Raw genomic sequence first — 17,859 nt, 5'->3', positions numbered from 1 at the left:
GACTATGGAAGACAATGTCCCGATCTCTGTATTCTGTTTCAACTTTTCTTATGCTTCGATTGCTGAATCAGTGATGATGCTCATCGCTTTCTTCATTTGGATATCGTTAGTCAACATATCAGGGCTGACCAATCCACGGACACGGTCTGCATCCATGTTATATTGTTTTGCTAGTTCTTCGATTTCTGCAGCGATTTCTTCTTCAGAAACAACGATGTTTTCATCTTTGATGATTTGTTCCAATACTAGTGATGTTTTCGTGCGTTCATCAGCATCAGATTCCATTTGGACGTGCAAGTCTTTTTCAGTAGTACCTGTAATTTGGTAGTACAATTCAGGAGAGATTCCTTGACGTTGCATATCATTCAGGAAAAGATCCATTTGACGGTGTACTTCATCGTGGACCATTACGTGCGGCAATTCAACGATTTCAGCATTGGCAACGGCTTGTCTCAAAGCTAGATCCTGAACAGCTTCGTCAGCTGCAGCAGTTTTGCTTTCTTCCAATTCCTTGCGGATTTTAGCTTTCAATTCGTCCAATGACGCTACTTCTTCGTCGACATCTTTTGCGAATTCGTCATCCAAAGCAGGTAATTGTTTTGTTTTGATTTCGTGTACGATTACTTTAAATGTAGCTTCTTTTCCTTTAAGATCTTCAGCTTGATAATCTTCAGGGAAAGTCACGACAATGTCTTTTTCTTCTCCAGCTTTAACGCCAACCAATTGTTCTTCGAAACCTGGGATGAATTGATTAGATCCTAACTCTAAAGAATGGTTTTGGTCTTTGCCGCCTTCAAAAGCCACACCGTCAACGAATCCTTCGTAGTCGATTACAGCTGTATCGCCAAGTTCTGCGCCTTCTTCTTTAAGGACTAATTCAGCTTGACGCTCTTGTTTTTCTTTCAAGTTGTTTTCTACATCCTCATCTGTAACGACGCGGTCTTGTTTTTCAACTTTAAGATTTTTGTATTCTCCAAGCTTCACTTCAGGTTTCACTGTTACTTCAGCAGCGATGACCCAAGGTTGGCCTTTTTCCATGCTCTTGATGTCAATTTTTGGTTGTGAAACAGGATCCAATCCAGCTTCTTCAATAGCTTGAGAATAAGCATCAGGCAAAGCGCCATTCAATGCGTCTTCGAATAAAGACTCTTCACCATAAATATTGTTGAATACGTGACGAGGAACTTTACCTTTACGGAATCCAGGAACGGAAACGTTCTTTTTCACTTTGTTGAAGACCTTATCCATTTCTTGTTTGATGATTTCTTCTGAAATTTCAAATGTTAAGACACCATCGTTAGTGCCTGTTTTTTCCCATTTTGCAGTCATTTACTTTCCTCCAAAAATCTTGATTTTATTGCAATTAATTTGATATTGCACACTCTCCAATACTACACTAGAAAAGCGGTGTTGTAAACAAAAAGTGCTTCATTATTCCGTATTCGTGCAAAAAATGTGCCCGTTATCAACGCTTTGGCCTTCGATTTTAATGCTTTCTTAGATTTCTTTCATCATATGTTTTTGGTATAATCATTCAATGGGGGTGATCGTCAGTGGCCGTAAATTATCCGAACGGCAAAAAGTTCCATGCCGAGTCGCATATACCGAAAACTGCAAAGAGGAAAGACTTCGTATACAGCAACCGCGGAATGACGCTTGAAGAAGAGATCAACAGCAGCAATGAGCATTACCTTTCATCAGGAAAAGCCGTCATACATAAAAAACCGACGCCTATCCAAGTCGTTAAAGTAGATTACCCCAAAAGAAGCGCAGCCGTCATCAAAGAAGCTTACTATCGGCAGTCCTCCACTACCGACTATAACGGTGTCTACAAAGGTCTCTATCTGGACTTTGAAGCCAAAGAAACAAAAAACAAGACAGCCATACCTTTAAGCAACTTCCACGAGCATCAGATCGTCCACATGAAAAGATGTATCCAACAGCAAGGGATCACGTTCGTACTGATCCGTTTTTCCTGCTTTAACCGCGTTTTCTTGCTGAACAGTTCCTATCTGATTGACTTTTGGGAAAATACGTTGAATAATGGCCGTAAATCGATTCCGTTAGCTTTTATTGAGGACAATGGCATCGAAGTGGCATACGGATTCAATCCCCGATTGGATTATCTGGATGCCGTGGATAAAATGCTTGAACGCACTATCAAATAATTAAGAGGTGAACCACATGCCGAATGAAGGCAATAATACACGATCACGCACAAACAACAGAAAGAACAACGGAAATACAAAAGGCCCACGCAAAACGGCCGCGAAAGCGAAACCGAAAGCGAACGCAAAGAAAGCCGGGATGCCGCTCTGGAAGAAAATAATCTTCGGTGTTTTGGCCCTGGGGATGATCGGACTCGCTTCCGGAGCAGGACTCTTCTTCTACTATGTTTCCTCAGCTCCCGAACTGACCGAGGAAAAATTGGTCGGAACGGTGGCATCGACCATTTTGGATGCCGACGGAAACGAAATCAAGGAGATCGGGGGGAACGATCAGAACCGGACATTGGTCACCCCTGAAGAAATCCCCCAAGTCTTAAAGGATGCTATCGTATCGATAGAGGACCAACGTTTTTACGATCATAACGGCGTCGATCCGATCCGGATCATCGGCGCCTTGTTCGCGAATCTACAGCAAGGTGGCATCTCGCAAGGCGGAAGCACCATCACTCAGCAATTGATTAAATTATCTTATTTTTCAACCAGTTCCGAGGACCAGACCTTGGAACGAAAAGCTCAGGAAGCCTGGATGTCTATGCAGCTGGAACGGGAATATACGAAAGATGAAATTTTGGCATTTTACATTAATAAAGTCTACATGTCCAACAATGTCTATGGTATGGGAACGGCCGCTGAATACTTTTACGGCAAATCCATCACCGATGTGACACTCGCTGAAGCAGCCACTTTAGCGGGCATGCCGCAAGCCCCTTCCTTGTATGACCCAATCACTAACGCGGTGGATACTCAAGCTAGACGCGACCTTGTTCTGGACATGATGGTCGAGAACGAAAAGATTACTGCCGAAGAAAGCGCTGAGGCAAAAACGGTTCAAATACAAGGCAGCATCCTCGATCACTCTGGCGATGTAAACACGTCCTTGGTGATCGACCCTTACATCCAACTCGTCATCGATGAAGTCACGGAGAAAACCGGCTTAGACGTCTACGAAGGCGGACTGACGATCACGACCAACATCGATATGGATGCACAGCAACGTCTGTACGATATTGTGAATACTTACGATTATATCGAATTCCCGGATGATTTGCTGCAGACAGGTGTTTCCATGGTCGACGTCAATACTGGCGCCATCGAGGCAGTAATCGGCGGGCGCAACCAGAATGTCCAACTTGGGCTCAATCGCGCCTCGACACTGGAACGCAGCATTGGCTCGACCATGAAACCGTTGGCGGTCTACGGACCGGCCATCGAATACTTGGATTACTCAACAGGCACATTAGTGGTTGACGAGGAATACAGTTACTCCGACGGCAGCGAAATCAACAACTATGACAATAAGTACAAAGGCGATCAGACTATCCGCGAAGCGTTGGTCGATTCACGCAACATTCCGGCATTGAAGACTTTCCAGGAAGTCGGCGCGGATAACGCTTTTTCGTTCCTGCAAAAATTAGGCATCACGATTACGAACGATGATCAGGAATATTTGGTTGAATCCAATGCGATTGGTGGCGAAGCAACACCGATTGAGCTTTCGGCAGCTTATGCCGCCTTCGCCAACGGCGGCACCTATTACGAGCCTTACACGGTCCAATCCGTGACGACTTCTGAAGGTGAAGAATTTACCTTCGAACCGACCGGAACCGAAGCGATGAAGGAATCTACAGCTTATATGATCACTGATATGCTGAAGGACGTCATCACCGAGGGAACGGCTAAGAATGCCCAGATATCCGGCTTGCCGCAGGCCGGCAAAACCGGTACTACCAACTATACAGATGATGAATTGGCCGCAGTCGGTGGTACAAACGTACCCTATGCCGCTCCTGATGCCTGGTTTGCCGGTTATTCGACAAGCTATTCCATTGCGGTATGGGTTGGCTATGACAATTCTAAGGAATACGGTAACTTTTTGGATTACCAGACACAAAGTCTAACGCGTGATATCTATCGTGAGTTGATGTCCTACGTTTCCGAGGATACCGATTATGCCGATTGGACTCAGCCCGCATCGGTCAGCCAAGTCTCGATCGAAAAGTACACTGATCCGATCATGAAGCCCGGCTCAAATACGCCAAGCAACCTGATCGCAACAGAACTTTTTGTCAAGGGAACGGAACCTACTTCCACCTCCAAGAAATACGGTGTAACTCTGTTGGCGCCTTCTGGTTTGAAGGCTAGCTACAACACCGATAAGGACGAGTTGACCATCGAATGGGATAAATATTCAGCCAGCGGCACCGATTCAAATGCACAAGCGCAATACACGGTGACAGCAGGTGGCGCATCCGAAACGACAACAGATACCAAAGTCGTCATTGATAATCCTGATAAAGGCACAATCACGATTTCTTTGCTCGTAAAAGTCAGCTCAAGCACATCACCTGCTGCCACAATCCAGGTGACCATCGCCGACCCGGCTCAGGAATCCTCCGAAGCGGAGGAGAAAGACAAAGACAAAGCATCAAGCGACTCCTCATCATCTTCATCAAACTCATCAGCGGTAAGCGATGAATCATCATCCGCTGCACAGGATGAAGAAGAAGCAACACAGAATCCATAAAAAAAACAGCCAACTCCCGATTTGAAGGAGCTGGCTGTTTTTTGTTCCTGATGCTGCAAGCTGCGTTTGTCCGCTTCACTTAAAACCCAAACGTTTCTGCCCTTCCTCGCACATCGAAAGCAACGGGCAAACGTCACACTTGGGATTTCTGGCTGTGCAATGATACCTGCCGAAGAAAATCATCTGGTGATGCGCATCGGACCAGCGTTCCTTCGGAATTTTTTTCATCAGCAACTCCTCCACTTCCAACACTGATGCTTTCTGGGGAGCGATGCGCAGTCGTTTGGCTATCCGTTCCACATGGGTATCCACGGCAATAGCCGGGATATGGAACCCGACGCTCATGACGACATTCGCTGTTTTTCGCCCCACTCCGGGCAACTTGGTCAGTTCTTCAAGAGTACGCGGCACTTCGCCGCCAAAGTCCTCCAGCAGCATTTTGCAGCATTTTTGGATGTTGGCGGCTTTGTTCCTGTATAAGCCGATCGTTCTGATTTCTTGCATGATCGACTCGAGTGGAGCCGCAATGAAAGCTTCGGGCGTAGGGAACCGTCCGAACAGACTTGGCGTCACTTTGTTGACGGAAACGTCCGTTGCCTGGGCGCTTAGGAGCGTCGCGATCAACAGTTGGAATACGTTCTGATGCAGCAGTTCACACTCCGCGTTCGGGAATAGCGCAGCCATCTCGTCCAGTGCTTCTATAGTCTTTTTTTTTGATAGCATTATTCTTCACCCCACCTATGCGTCCGCATCAGTGTCCAGCCAATTATAAAGCGGAACTTCCATCGGTGCATCCATTCCTACCTTTTCATCGAATTTGTCCTGATTGGTTTGGGGCCGCGTCGATTGCTGCTGGATCAAATCTTTGACGCTTTTGATGTTTTTCTTCTCCCAGGCCAACAGAATGCGGTCAATGTATTTAAGGCTGTAGACGCGATTCAATACAGCTTCTTTCAAAGCTGATTCGATCAATTCGAGCGGATAGTGGTCCAAATCCATCCAACTCGCAATGGTCTGCATTTCGATGGGTGATAAGTTCCGCCCGAATTCTTGCTCGAACATGGTCATGATATTCTTTCCTTGTTGCTGAAGGGGCTGTTTTTTCTCGGATCGTTCCATCAATTGGAAAAGCCGTTGATAGATTGGGTCCAAGGAATAGGAATCCTCCACTTTGCCCGCGAGATCATTTTTCGTCTCCATCAAAATCATTTGCTTTTGCATCAGATTATGCAACAAGGAGAAGACATCCTTTTCGGCAATGCCCATATTTTCGGCGATCAGTGCCAGATTCGGAAAAGGTATATTCTTATCGATGTAAGCTTTCAGCTGTAGTACAAAGATAAATTCCGTATCCGCAAGCCCGATTTTTTTGTAGTTCTGCAGCAATATATTTGGAATCAGCGTCTGCCCTGATTCGATCCATTTGGTTAATTCATTATATGACATGTTATATAAAAACCCCTTTAGAGTAAAAGGAAGCGGAACAAATAGTTTGCTATTTGTTCCACTCCCATTCTGTTAAGATTCAATTCAGATTCACGAAACACTGGTTACGGGTAAATTCTGTTCAGAAGACGCGGGAACGGAATCGACTCACGGATGTGTTCGGTACCGGAGATCCAAGTCACCATTCTTTCAAGTCCCAGTCCAAAACCGGAATGAGGCACTGAACCGTATTTGCGTAAATCCAAATACCACGAATAGTCTTCCTTGCTCAGTCCGAATTTTTCGATCTGTTCGCTTAAGCGTTGATAGTCCACTTCACGTTCGCTGCCGCCGATTATTTCTCCATAGCCTTCAGGGGCGATCATATCCGCGCACAAAACGACTTCTGGACGATCCGGATGCTCTTTCATATAAAAAGGCTTGATCGCTTTCGGGTAATTAAGGATAAATATCGGTCTTTGCGATTGATTCGCGATAAAGGTTTCATGAGGCGAACCAAAATCATCTCCCCAGGCGATATCGTCAAATCCGTTCGCGTTCAGCAAAGCTACGGCATCGTCATAGCTGATGCGCTCGTACGGTAATTGTGTGTATTCTTTCAACAATTCTTTGTCGCGTTCCAACGTATCTAAGTAGATATCACAGTTATCCAGGACCGATTGAACAAGATAAGCAACATATTTTTCCTGGACTTCCAGACTCTGGTCCTGATGCATGAAGGCCATTTCCGGCTCCATCATCCAAAATTCGATCAGATGGCGACGCGTCTTCGATTTTTCGGCACGGAAAGTCGGGCCGAATGAAAATACTTTTCCGAAGGCCATCGCTGCCGCTTCCATGTATAATTGCCCACTCTGGGACAGGTAAGCTTCCTCATCAAAATACTTGGTGTGGAACAGCTCGGTCGTCCCTTCCGGCGCGCTGCCGGTCAGTATCGGCGGATCGACCTTGATGAATCCTTCTTGATTGAAGAATTCATAAGTGGCGCGGATGATTTCGTTCCGGATTTTCATGATGGCATGCTGTCTGGACGAGCGCAACCACAGATGACGATGATCCATCAGGAAATCTGTTCCGTGCTCTTTCGGTGTGATCGGATAATCTTGGCTTTCTCCCACCACTTCGATGCCGGTGACGAGCAATTCGTAGCCAAGCTTCGAACGGGTGTCTTCTTGGATGATCCCTTTGACGATCAAAGAAGTTTCTTGCGTCAGAGATTTCGCTACGTCGAACAATTCTTCGCCGACATCATTTTTCATGACGATGCCTTGGAAAAAATGGGCGCCATCACGAAGCTGCAGAAACGCGATCTTTCCGCTACTTCTTTTGTTGGTTACCCAAGCACCAATGGAAATCTCTTGTCCTAAATATTCTTTCGCTTGGTCCATTGTGATAAGTTTCAATCTATTCTACCCCTTTTTCCATAAAAATCGGATCATTTTTTATGGGTTTCGATAAATTTTTTGATGCGATCTACTGCTTCTGCAAGTAGTTCTTCTCTGACAGTATAACTTATTCTGGCATAATCGGGGTATCCAAAACCATCGCCTGAAACCAAAGCGACATTTGCTTCCTCGATCAAAGCCAACGTAAAGTCTTTTACTTCTTCAAAACCGCACATTTCAGCGGCTTCCTTGACATTCGGGAACAAGTAAAAGGCTCCTTGAGGTTTTGTTACCTTGAAACCAGGAATGCTCGCAACAAGCGGATAGAAGAAGTTCAATCGCGCCTCGAATGCTGCGCGCATTTCCTCAACAAAATCCTGCGGTCCGGTCAAAGCAGCCAGCGCGCCATATTGGCTTGGTCCGGCAGGGTTGCTTGTCGAATGACTGGACAATTCGATCATTTTGCTGATGATTTCCGCATTTCCGATTGCATATCCGATTCTCCAGCCTGTCATTGCGTAAGTTTTGGAGATTCCGTTGATGATGATCGTTTGGTTCTTGATTTCTTCTGATAGGGAAGCGATTGAGATGGCTTCATTTCCGTTATAAGTCAATCGGTAGTAAATTTCATCGGCAATGATCAAGACATCGTGTTCAACCGCCCACTCGCCGATTGCCTTCAATTCTTCAGGCGTATAGATCATGCCGGTCGGGTTCGACGGCGAATTCAAAAGCAAAGCAACCGTTTTTTCGGTGCGATGTTTTTCTAGGTCTTCCACAGTCAGTTTAAAGCCTTTTTCAGGCGCTGTTTCGACCAGTACGTTGACGCCTCCCGCCAATTTGATCTGTTCGGTATAGCTTACCCAGTACGGCGCAGGGACGATGACTTCATCTCCGGGATTAAGAATGACTTGGAATAGCGCAAACAAAGCATTCTTGGCACCTTCAGTCACAATGACCTGATTGACGGCGAAAGTGACTCCGTCATATTTCTGATGATAATCTACTATTGCTTGACGCAATGGCAGGATACCGGCAGTCGGGGTGTAGTGATTCGCTTTGTTTGATTGGATCGCCTCTACTGCAGCGTTCAGAATGGAAACGTGCGTATCGAAGTCCGGTTCCCCTACGGTCAAGTTCAGGATATCCTTCCCTTGCGCTTTCATGACATTGACTTTAGCTGACGTCGCCAATGTCGGGGATTCGCTTATTTTTTTCATTCTCTCAGAAATTTTTACCATCTCAATCACTCCAATTTATATGTTTTCTATATCTTTGAGCCATTTACCAGAAATAGCGGATATCAAATAGTAACCAATCGTATTATTTGCGTTTTTATAGGTGACTTCCCAAACAGGTTCTTCGTTCTCTATCCCCAGTCTTGCCTCCAGAATCCGTTCAGGGTTCTTATCCGCCTGAGTGATTGATTTAGCTTCACTTTCGGTGATGACTTCCGCCGTTTTCAGGATAGTGGTTTCACCGCCGTCTTTCTTAATGATGACATATAATTCTTCGTTCTTGTCATCGATACCAGCCAGTGAAAAATACGTCTCAGATCCATTGTACCAATAAAAATCCTGGACTTTTTGGATATTGGCGTTGGCTTTCGCGATGGCGGTTGCTTCTTTTTGTGCTTGCAGGATCGGCTGCTGGCTTCGGTAAAATATCGTGTAAGAGCTGACGATCATCAGGAAAAGAAGTACAATCGTCCCCACAATGATATTCTTCTTCACATCTTCCACTTCCTTATCTTTGGTTGAAACTTAATCGCAATCTCACCTAATTATTAATGATACCTTAAACTTCATGCTGATGGAATATCCCACTGCATTATTTTTTTAGAAATTCTTGAATTTCCGCATTTATTTCCGCTTGACCGGCTATTTTTATGCCTACGCCCTCCGGTAGCATCTGTTGCATCCGTTTCGAATAATTACTCTTAATCAATCTGTCGTCCAAGCAAATGACGACGCCTTTCGTATTTCTGGATCGGACGAGTCTGCCTATCCCTTGTTTCAGACGGATCATCGCTCGTGGAAGAAACTCTTCATAAAAAGCCTTCTTGCCTCTATCCTGATGATATGCTTGGAAGGCAGCATTTTCAGGGCGATGTGGCGGATCGAACGGCAGCCTGGTTATCACCAGGATTTCAACGGCTTGATCAGAAAAATCGATCCCTTCCCAGTAAGAAGCAGAACCCAGCAAAATAGCCGCATTGGCTGACATGAACCGATTGTGCATCCTTCTCCGACTGCCGGAGAAACCTTGAGCGAGTATTTCCGTTCCTGGGAATCCGGAAGAAACAGCATTTTTGAGTTGACTATGAACTTCCTCCAGCAAGCGATTGGATGTGAACAAAACCAAAGCTTTGCCTTGTTGCGGCAGCACGATTTCTTGCAAAGTCGAAACAATCTGTTTGGCCGCTTGTTTGTCATCCAAAGAGGTGATGGCAGTGATGTCTGTCGGAAGGAAGACCCGCAACCGTTCGCTCAACTTATAGGGAGAAGCAAAATATGCTTCCTGCAATTTGTCTTCGCCGATTTTATTTTTGAAATAGTCCAGCGAGCCATCCACTTTGAGGGTTGAACTTAAATAGACGGTTCTTCTGAATCGCTCTTCTATTTTTGAATGAATTTCATCTGAGAGATCAATTTGGTTTATTTCGATTGCCAGCGAAAGTAGGTCATTATCCCAATTGTATTGCAGCACATGATACGTACCTAGGCGATCTTCAGAAAAGTAGTGCAAATTGACTTGGACTGCCCCCAAATCATCCAAAATTGCCTTTGCGCGCGGACCCATAACCGGATCATTCCTCAAGTCCGCTTTATCCAGACAACGCCTGGCGGCAATCCTTGTTTCCTCTATATACTGGTGCATTTTCTTGAATATTTTTTTAATTCCGTTCTCAACCAGGAAATTTTCATCAAGATAAACTTCACCTTTTTCCCCCACCTCGTGGATAAGGGAACGCACCAACACTTCTTCCGAATGGGCACATTCTTGCTGTAGTTGATCGATCGCGAATTCGAGGTTGAATAAATCATAGTCCAGGGAGTCGCCATTTGGATCCTTTTCTATTGCCTCGCGATAATCCCGGAGGAAGTAGCCGAAGCGCTTCAAACGCCGTTTCAGGATGGATAGGGCTACACTTTTCTTGTGCGCATCCTGATAGACGCGTGGGAACTGATGTGCCTCATCGAGGATCAAGTTGATGGACTCGCAATGGTCAAAAATTGCCAGATCATCGATGTGATGACTCAAGAAGGAATGGTTTGTGACAATAAGACTGGATTGTTCTGCTTTCTTGTTATTGAAGGCAAAGAAATCATCATCGGCCCACTTCCCTTTTAAAGGGGCCTCGTGGCTTTCAAAGGTCAGCCTTTCCCAGAGAAAATCAAAGTTCTGTGCTTGGCTCAACTCGCTGATATCACCGGTTTCCGTCTCGGTCAACCAGACATAGATGCTCATCATGATCAAGGATTCTTTTTTGGTGAGGGCTTCCAAGGTTAATGCGGCCAATTTCTCCAGGTGGACGATGTTCGTCTTCCCTTTCAATGAACTTATCTGCAGCTCAAATGGCAGCATTTTACGTAACCGGGTCATCTCGTTATCCATGATCTGTTCCTGCAAAAGCAGCGTGGAAGTGCTGATAAGGACTTTATTTTCCGGAGTTGCCTGATAAGCTGCAGGCAGTAGGTAGGCCAAAGTCTTGCCGATGCCCGGCGCAGCCTCGATTGCTAAATTTTCAGAAGATTCGGCTTCGTGGAAGTCGAAAAGTGATTGCATCATCTCTATCTGCTCTGCACGGATTTCCAAGCCGTTATTTCCCATCAGGCTTTTGGCCACTTCCGAGAAATTAGATATTTCTTTTTCCCTGTAAGCCGTCTGTTCCGAAAGTATGTCTTTTTCCTTCAGCGCCAACCCATTTTTGACGTAGATTTTCTGCGGAAGTGGGGAGCGTATCTCTTTGGCGGTTTCATAGCTCTCATAAAAAAAGGAATCGTTGTCCACCTGACAATGCGCCGACAAGAAATTCAACTTTTCCAGCGTGACCAACGGTAAGTTGTTGGCTTTCTCCTTCAACTGGAGGAAAAGTTCCGCAGTTGCATGCGCATCGCTTGCGGCATCGTGGGCACTATCATGCGTCAGAAAGAAGTGGTTTGATAGATCGCCCAAACGATAACTGGATAACGTCGGATATAATATTTTCGTCAACTCCACCGTGTCCATCGCGCGCAGCGAAAGTGGCGGCATGCCGACTTCTTGGAATGAATAGTCCAAAAAATGATAATCGAAATGCACGTTATGCGCTACAAAAACACACCCTTCCAACGTGTTGTAGATGAAATCACATACGTCTTCAAAATAGGGAGCTTCTTTGACATCTTTATTCTTGATTCCCGTCAGCTTCTCGATGACATCCGGTATTTTTCTGCCGGGATTGATGGTTATATTGATTTCCTGAACTATTTTGCCTGCCTGAAGCAAGGTACACCCAAATTGAATGATCCGATCTCCTCGTTTAAAGCTGGATCCCGTTGTCTCAAGATCGACAATGGCGTAGGTTTTCTTCATAAAAAACAATCTCCTAAATAAACAGAAGCTTCTCCTGTTCCGGTATTTCTTTCTGCAAGACTTTCCCTGAAGATATCTTATAAAAACAGGAGCCTCTCCGATCAAACTGTGCATTGCATGCAGCTCACCTCATTATATCCTATGTCGTGGATATTGTTACCGTAAAATCGATAATTATCGGATTTTTTTGATGGCTTGCATGAACAACTTCCCTACCCGACATCACAAAAATGGACCCTCGCTTTATCAGCAAGGGCCCATTTTTGGTATCCATTAAACGATGTCAGGATAAATATCTTTCACATCTTTTTCCGGATCGATTACGATATATAATTTGTTTTCGGATGAAACGAATGAAGATTGATGTTCATTGTCGAATCCGTCGGTATCCGTGGCTTTATACGGGAAGTAGATGCGGTCCACTTCTACAATGACGTCGGATTTTGGATGATCCTCATCTTGGTACAGGATATCCATTTTTTCGATGTCTTGATGACTCGCAACGCGCTCGAACATGCCTTGTTCAAGTCCGCCCAAATTGATATCACTCGTGTTGACGTGATCTGCTTCTTGGTTAATTTCGATACGCAAAGATTCACAAGGGTGGATTTCTTGAAAATCACTGTTTCCGATTCGGCCGTAGCTCGTTGTGACTTGTTTGATCCATAGATCTCCGATATATTCACGCTTGATCGTCCATGTTTCGCCGTTTCTAAAAATAAATCTCAAACCTGTCATTACTTTTTTCATCGAAATCACTCCTGATATATTTACTTTTTGAATATGTAACTATTTTATCATATTTTTTATCAAGTGGGTACTCATACCCTTCCAATGATGGGAAAAAAAGTAAGTTAATTTGCTAGAGACTATCCATGAATTCATTTGCGTTAACAACTGCCCTTGTGTGCTTCGCCGATGCGATTTCATTACCTTGTGAATGGACCACGCATTCAAAGAAATATTTGTTTCCTCTGTGTTCCGTCACTCTGACCGTCACCGTTATTTCTGAGTGGATGGGAGAAGCTTTTTTATGATGGAGATCACAATGTATCCCGACTGTCGTATCGCCTTCGGAAAGATGTTCCTTGACGATTCCCATGCAGGCATTTTCGATCATGACCAGCAATGCCGGCGTTGCCAGAATCGGTAACGTTCCCGAACCGATTTCGGAAGCCAAATCCTTTTGTCCGACGGTATAGGAGGCTACGAATGTCTCATCCAAATAAATCATCCTTCTTTTCATAATGAAATCCCTCAGTGCGGAATGACTATTCTCAAGTTTGTTTGCCAACACCAAGGTTTTTAGTTCTTCGAATATTTCGCCCACAAAAGGACCGCCACGTTTGATGCCCAGCAAGGACAGCAATTCTTTACCGTCCAAAGCCAAATCTTTCAGTGTATGGATTGGCATGGATTCATTTAATTCAATCAAGTTTTCGCTCTGGTTCGGTAAACCGAACCCTTCGATAATGGCTTCTATCTGCATGGCGATTTCGATCCCTGTTTCGAACAGGAGTGGATAGTCCCAGAATTGTTGCAGGCGTTTGTTTAGCGCCTGCACGCCTATGCGTATTTCCATGATTTCTTTGCGGGAACACTTCCATTGGCGCAAAAATGGTTCGATCGCATCGTTCTTCAAATCAAGGAAGTGGATCAATACAGTCCATGCGATCGTTGTCCCTTTGAATTGCAGCGGAAAGAGGGCCAAGTCGATTAATGACTTTTCCCGGTTTTGAAATCCGGGACACATTTGAAATAGACGTGTTTCGACAAAAAACTTGATTCCGCCCTTGCGGTTTTTTCCAAGCAGAAGCTTATTCCACTCTTCGCGCACACGCTCTACCGCGATTTTTGAAAGCAGCGGATGGTACTCGACGATGGCCTCCTTCGTTGCTTGTTCGATTTCAAAATCCAACTGACTCACAAATCTGGCTGCGCGCATCATGCGCAAGGCATCTTCCCTGAAACGCTCTTCCGGGTTGCCTACTGCCCGAATCAATTTGTTCGCCAAGTCCTCCTGCCCGTTGAAGTAGTCTTTGATATTCCCATGGCGGTCGATTGCAATCGCATTGATCGTAAAGTCGCGCCTTTTCAAATCATCTTGCAGACTGCGCACATACTGGACTTTCTCTGGTCTGCGGAACTTCTCATACTTTGATTCTGTCCGGAAAGTTGTTATTTCGTATGTCTCCCGTTCATGTAATACCATCACCGTTCCATGTTGAATGCCTACATCGAAAGTGATCGGGAAGATCCGCTGAATTTCTTCAGGCATAGCGCTCGAGGCGATGTCGACATCCGAAATATCCAAATGAAGCAGCGTATCACGCACACTTCCCCCAACAAAGTAGGCTTCATATCCAGCCTGTTCGATGGCTTCGATGATTGGTATCGCTTTTTGAAATTCCGGTGCGTTTATGATCATAGGAAATTTTCCAATCCATAGATCAGGCGATCGATTTCCATTACTTTTCTGCAGGAGAGGGCTACACCATTCATGAAAGAGTCGCGGTCGTATGAATCGTGGCGGATGATCAAGCCTTCCCCTGCGCTTCCGAATTGCACTTGCTGATGAGCGACTAGACCTGGTAAGCGGACACTATGGATTTTCATGCCATGGTAATCAGCCCCTCTTGCGCCTTCAATCAATTCTTTCTCTTCCGGATGCCCTTGTGGATGGTCGCCTCTCACTTCATAAATCAATTCGGCTGTTTTGATGGCTGTGCCGCTTGGCGCATCCAATTTGTTCTCATGATGCAATTCCATGATTTCCACATCCGGGAAATATTTTGCTGCTTTTGCAGCGAATTCCATCATCAACACGGCACCAATCGCAAAATTAGGCGCAATCAAGCCTCCCAGACCCAACTCTTTGGAGTAGTTGGTCAATTCTTCAAGTTGTTTGCTGGAAAATCCGGTAGTACCGATTACAGGGCGCATGCCATTTTCAAGGGCAAAACGTGTATTCTCATAGGCTGCATCCGGTCTTGAAAAATCAATCCAAACATCAGCGTCAATTTCCTTGACGAGGGCCGCTTTATCACTGTACACTCTCACAGAATTGCCGGCATATTGCGGCAATTCGTTGAGCTGCTTCTCGTTTGCGAAAGGATCGTATACAGCCGCCAAAGAAAAGTCTTCCTGACGCAAGACCATATTTGTACAGGCAGTCCCCATTTTGCCTTTAAATCCTGAAACTACTATTCTCATTCTACACGTTCCCTTCCGTTTAACGCTGCTGGCACAAATGGTCCGCACCATATCCGCGTTTTATCAGATCATATTTTTTTCTTCCAACTCTTTTAATTCTTTCGTGAACTTCCTGAAGCTGGTTTCATCGTATTGGATCAGCGCGATGTCAATCTGTTTTTTCAGATAATGGATGCGATCCTTCACCGCCAACTTTTCTAATGACTTTTCTACGATTTCTTCCAGATCCTTATCGAAAATTTCGGACTCTTGGATGTACGGATTGTCTTCCAAAACGCCAAAAAATGAAAGGACTTGGTAGGATTGATCAAAAAACAGCTCCAGATAAAAATCCTCTTTCCAATTCAAACGCAGATCATGGAATGCCTGTTCAGGATCTTCGAACGTCTTTCCGTCTTTATAGTACATGAAGGCATCTTTCGGATTTCCGACTACGGCAAATCCCATTCCTCTGTTCGTCGTATGGACTTCCTCAATCAGATGGATATTCTTCAGTAAAATCTCGTGATTAAGCAAATAATTGAGTATCCATAGAGACTCTCTGCGCTTCAATTGATAATTCTGAATAAACCAAGAAATAAAATTTTTTTTCTCCTCCAAAGTAGGATTCATCATTTTAAAACCTCCTATCCGATGGGATGATGACTTATTGATCTAAATCGTGCAGATCATCATGGAGTTGAAGTAACTCCGTGTTGGCGGGATAAAGAGCCAAGCCTTGGTGAATGACCTCACTCAACCTTTCGCGGTTGCCTTCTTCTCTCAAGAATGCTGCGTACTCAAGTAAAAATGCCTCGTTGTCGGCAAAATGCGGATAAGCCGCCGTATATTCTTTGTTTGCCGAATCGTAGTCCTCCAAGGCATTGTGGCTGGCAGCGAGCAACCAATTGTATTGCGGATCGTTGTCTTCCTGATCTGCGCGGTCTGCGATATAAGCTACCAATTCTTCGAATCTTCCTTGCTTCAGCAACAAGTTGCCCAACGCCAAATGAATACTGGAAAGGTCCGGTTCAAGCGCTGCCGCTTCACGCAAATTTTGTTCCGCATCTTGCTCCCTGTTCAACTTCAATTGCAGTCTGGCCGCTGTCGTGTAAAATTCATGCTGATAAGGATTCCGTAGGATGGCCTGTTCCATTACAGTGAGCGCTTCTTCCAACTCCAATTCAGCCTCAAGCGCATTCGCCAAATACAAATATGCGCTCAGGTAAGCATTATCCGCTTCGAGCAATTTATTAAAAATGCTGATGGCGCGCGCATATTCCTTGAGTTGGAAATAGGTGAAGCCGAGTTGGAAATAACTGTCCGGGAAATGTTCGTCAGCCGGGATTTTTTCAAGATACTGCAGGGCTGTCTCAAACGCACCGATAGCATTGTGACAGTCGCCCAGGAAAAAATTCAGCTGCGTTGCGGATGCAATTTCGCCGTTTCCGTATGAAAGTTCTTCATAGATTGGAATTGCCTTTTTGTATTCCCCAATCGAATGGTAAAGCTGCGCCAACGCATAGTCCAATATGGGTTCATCCGGCAACAGTGCCATTGCTTCAAAAATTTTCTTTTCGCTGACTTCGTACAAACCCTGAACTTGATAAGCATCAGCCATCGTCAACAATGCTTGCGGGTATACGTCACTTTCTTTATCGATCGTTAGGAGGATATCCAAAGCTTGATCGTAATCGTCTTCGTCGATGGCGATTTCTGCTAAGGCGATATTCCACTCCTGTATATGCGGGGCCAAGTAGTTCAAGGCTCCATACGCTTCTTTTGCTTCGCTCAAGAAGCCCAAGGCATGCATCGTTTCTGCCAATTCGGCCAAATCAGCGCTGTTGTTCTCCAGGACGGATTGCTCAACTGATTGTTTGAACAGTTGAACAGCCGTATCCAAATCATTCTTTTGAATGGCTTCTATCATTGCATGTGCTTCATTATTCATTCGTCTACTGCTCCTTCAAATACACTCTGCTTGCTGGTGCTCTTCCTTTATATTTTATCATAAAGTTCAGCATCTGTATCTATTTGTTCCTCAGGCTTTTCTCCGTCAAAAACACATTGACTCCCCGTTAGAGACTCCCTCAGGATTTTGGTTAAAAAAAATAAAGTCGAAGCCCCGTAAGGCCCCAACTTCATTTTCATTAATTATTTAACTGCATCTTTCAATGCTTTACCTGGTTTGAATGCAGGGATTTTGCTTGCTTCGATTTGGATTTCTTCCCCAGTTTGAGGATTGCGTCCTTTACGAGCTGCACGATCACGAACTTCAAAATTACCAAAACCGATGACTTGAACTTTTTCACCGTCTTTTAATGCTTCTTGAATCACTTCAAATAATGCATCAACGCTTGCTGTAACATCCTTTTTAGTCAAGTTTGTTTTTCCAGCAACTCTTTCGATTAATTCAGCTTTGTTTGCCATGTTGTCCTTTCACCTCCTTTAAAGAAGAAGAATACATGCTTTCTTTGATAACACAACAAAACATGGAATAACTATT

At 44.8% G+C, this 17,859-nt stretch carries 15 protein-coding genes; 2 read left to right on the top strand and 13 right to left on the bottom strand.

Going from position 1 to position 17,859, the window contains the following annotated elements; all coding sequences use genetic code 11:
* Positions 1-48: 48 nt before the first annotated feature.
* Positions 49-1,329, bottom strand: a complete 1,281-nt coding sequence (tig, locus tag BLV66_RS01930) for a trigger factor (protein ID WP_086985092.1) — start codon at positions 1,327-1,329, stop codon at positions 49-51.
* A 224-nt stretch (positions 1,330-1,553) separates the two neighbouring features.
* Here tig and recU point away from each other — a divergent pair, with 224 nt between their 5' ends.
* The gene (recU, locus tag BLV66_RS01925; protein ID WP_086985094.1) at positions 1,554-2,168 is read left to right on the top strand and encodes a Holliday junction resolvase RecU; all 615 of its coding nucleotides are present in this window, start codon (positions 1,554-1,556) and stop codon (positions 2,166-2,168) included.
* Positions 2,169-2,184: 16 nt separating this feature from the next.
* Positions 2,185-4,752 (top strand): PBP1A family penicillin-binding protein, encoded by a 2,568-nt coding sequence (locus BLV66_RS01920; protein ID WP_086985096.1) that lies wholly within the window; start codon positions 2,185-2,187, stop codon positions 4,750-4,752.
* Between the two features lie 75 nt (positions 4,753-4,827).
* On the opposite strand, the gene nth is transcribed toward BLV66_RS01920, so the two are convergent.
* From nth to hbs, 12 genes are all read right to left on the bottom strand, one after another.
* Positions 4,828-5,475 (bottom strand): endonuclease III, encoded by a 648-nt coding sequence (nth, locus tag BLV66_RS01915; RefSeq protein ID WP_086985098.1) that lies wholly within the window; start codon positions 5,473-5,475, stop codon positions 4,828-4,830.
* Between the two features lie 15 nt (positions 5,476-5,490).
* Entirely contained in the window at positions 5,491-6,198 is a 708-nt protein-coding gene (locus BLV66_RS01910; RefSeq protein WP_086985100.1) for a DnaD domain-containing protein, read from the bottom strand.
* Positions 6,199-6,302: 104 nt separating this feature from the next.
* Positions 6,303-7,586 (bottom strand): asparagine--tRNA ligase, encoded by a 1,284-nt coding sequence (gene asnS / locus BLV66_RS01905; protein WP_425445305.1) that lies wholly within the window; start codon positions 7,584-7,586, stop codon positions 6,303-6,305.
* A 47-nt stretch (positions 7,587-7,633) separates the two neighbouring features.
* Positions 7,634-8,824 (bottom strand): pyridoxal phosphate-dependent aminotransferase, encoded by a 1,191-nt coding sequence (locus BLV66_RS01900; RefSeq protein ID WP_086985104.1) that lies wholly within the window; start codon positions 8,822-8,824, stop codon positions 7,634-7,636.
* Positions 8,825-8,839: 15 nt separating this feature from the next.
* Positions 8,840-9,316 (bottom strand): cell wall elongation regulator TseB-like domain-containing protein, encoded by a 477-nt coding sequence (locus BLV66_RS01895; protein ID WP_086985106.1) that lies wholly within the window; start codon positions 9,314-9,316, stop codon positions 8,840-8,842.
* A gap of 97 nt (positions 9,317-9,413) precedes the next feature.
* Positions 9,414-12,161 (bottom strand): helicase C-terminal domain-containing protein, encoded by a 2,748-nt coding sequence (locus BLV66_RS01890; protein ID WP_176974092.1) that lies wholly within the window; start codon positions 12,159-12,161, stop codon positions 9,414-9,416.
* 273 nt (positions 12,162-12,434) lie between these two features.
* Positions 12,435-12,911: a hypothetical protein gene (locus BLV66_RS01885; protein ID WP_086985110.1), complete on the bottom strand. Its 477-nt coding sequence runs from the start codon at positions 12,909-12,911 to the stop codon at positions 12,435-12,437.
* A 112-nt stretch (positions 12,912-13,023) separates the two neighbouring features.
* A complete protein-coding gene (locus BLV66_RS01880) occupies positions 13,024-14,589 on the bottom strand; it encodes a CCA tRNA nucleotidyltransferase (protein WP_086985112.1) in 1,566 nt (521 codons plus the stop codon).
* Positions 14,586-15,374 (bottom strand): 4-hydroxy-tetrahydrodipicolinate reductase, encoded by a 789-nt coding sequence (dapB, locus tag BLV66_RS01875; protein ID WP_086985114.1) that lies wholly within the window; start codon positions 15,372-15,374, stop codon positions 14,586-14,588. Before dapB ends, BLV66_RS01880 begins: the two co-directional genes overlap by 4 nt.
* 63 nt (positions 15,375-15,437) lie before the next feature.
* Positions 15,438-15,989: a YpiB family protein gene (locus tag BLV66_RS01870; RefSeq protein ID WP_086985116.1), complete on the bottom strand. Its 552-nt coding sequence runs from the start codon at positions 15,987-15,989 to the stop codon at positions 15,438-15,440.
* A gap of 31 nt (positions 15,990-16,020) precedes the next feature.
* Positions 16,021-17,304 carry a tetratricopeptide repeat protein gene (locus BLV66_RS01865; RefSeq protein WP_086985118.1) on the bottom strand — a complete coding sequence of 428 codons (1,284 nt, stop codon included), beginning with the start codon at positions 17,302-17,304 and terminating at the stop codon, positions 16,021-16,023.
* Positions 17,305-17,507: 203 nt separating this feature from the next.
* A complete protein-coding gene (gene hbs / locus BLV66_RS01860) occupies positions 17,508-17,783 on the bottom strand; it encodes a non-specific DNA-binding protein Hbs (protein WP_068560639.1) in 276 nt (91 codons plus the stop codon).
* Between the last annotated feature and the right edge of the window lie 76 nt (positions 17,784-17,859).

Source organism: Trichococcus collinsii, from assembly GCF_900107505.1.
GTDB classification, from domain to species: domain Bacteria; phylum Bacillota; class Bacilli; order Lactobacillales; family Aerococcaceae; genus Trichococcus; species Trichococcus collinsii.
The sequence above is the reverse complement of the archived record's forward strand: the minus strand, read 5'-3'. Positions and strand labels throughout refer to the sequence as shown.

Excerpts from the sequence above, each read along its gene's own strand:
- nth (WP_086985098.1), bottom strand. The coding sequence starts at position 5,475 with ATGCTATCAAAAAAAAAGACTATAGAAGCACTGGACGAGATGGCTGCG.
- BLV66_RS01870 (WP_086985116.1), bottom strand. The coding sequence starts at position 15,989 with ATGATGAATCCTACTTTGGAGGAGAAAAAAAATTTTATTTCTTGGTTT.
- BLV66_RS01910 (WP_086985100.1), bottom strand. The coding sequence starts at position 6,198 with ATGTCATATAATGAATTAACCAAATGGATCGAATCAGGGCAGACGCTG.
- BLV66_RS01885 (WP_086985110.1), bottom strand. The coding sequence starts at position 12,911 with ATGAAAAAAGTAATGACAGGTTTGAGATTTATTTTTAGAAACGGCGAA.
- BLV66_RS01890 (WP_176974092.1), bottom strand. The coding sequence starts at position 12,161 with ATGAAGAAAACCTACGCCATTGTCGATCTTGAGACAACGGGATCCAGC.
- dapB (WP_086985114.1), bottom strand. The coding sequence starts at position 15,374 with ATGAGAATAGTAGTTTCAGGATTTAAAGGCAAAATGGGGACTGCCTGT.
- hbs (WP_068560639.1), bottom strand. The coding sequence starts at position 17,783 with ATGGCAAACAAAGCTGAATTAATCGAAAGAGTTGCTGGAAAAACAAAC.
- BLV66_RS01880 (WP_086985112.1), bottom strand. The coding sequence starts at position 14,589 with ATGATCATAAACGCACCGGAATTTCAAAAAGCGATACCAATCATCGAA.
- tig (WP_086985092.1), bottom strand. The coding sequence starts at position 1,329 with ATGACTGCAAAATGGGAAAAAACAGGCACTAACGATGGTGTCTTAACA.
- BLV66_RS01900 (WP_086985104.1), bottom strand. The coding sequence starts at position 8,824 with ATGGTAAAAATTTCTGAGAGAATGAAAAAAATAAGCGAATCCCCGACA.
- BLV66_RS01920 (WP_086985096.1), top strand. The coding sequence starts at position 2,185 with ATGCCGAATGAAGGCAATAATACACGATCACGCACAAACAACAGAAAG.
- asnS (WP_425445305.1), bottom strand. The coding sequence starts at position 7,586 with ATGGACCAAGCGAAAGAATATTTAGGACAAGAGATTTCCATTGGTGCT.
- BLV66_RS01865 (WP_086985118.1), bottom strand. The coding sequence starts at position 17,304 with ATGAATAATGAAGCACATGCAATGATAGAAGCCATTCAAAAGAATGAT.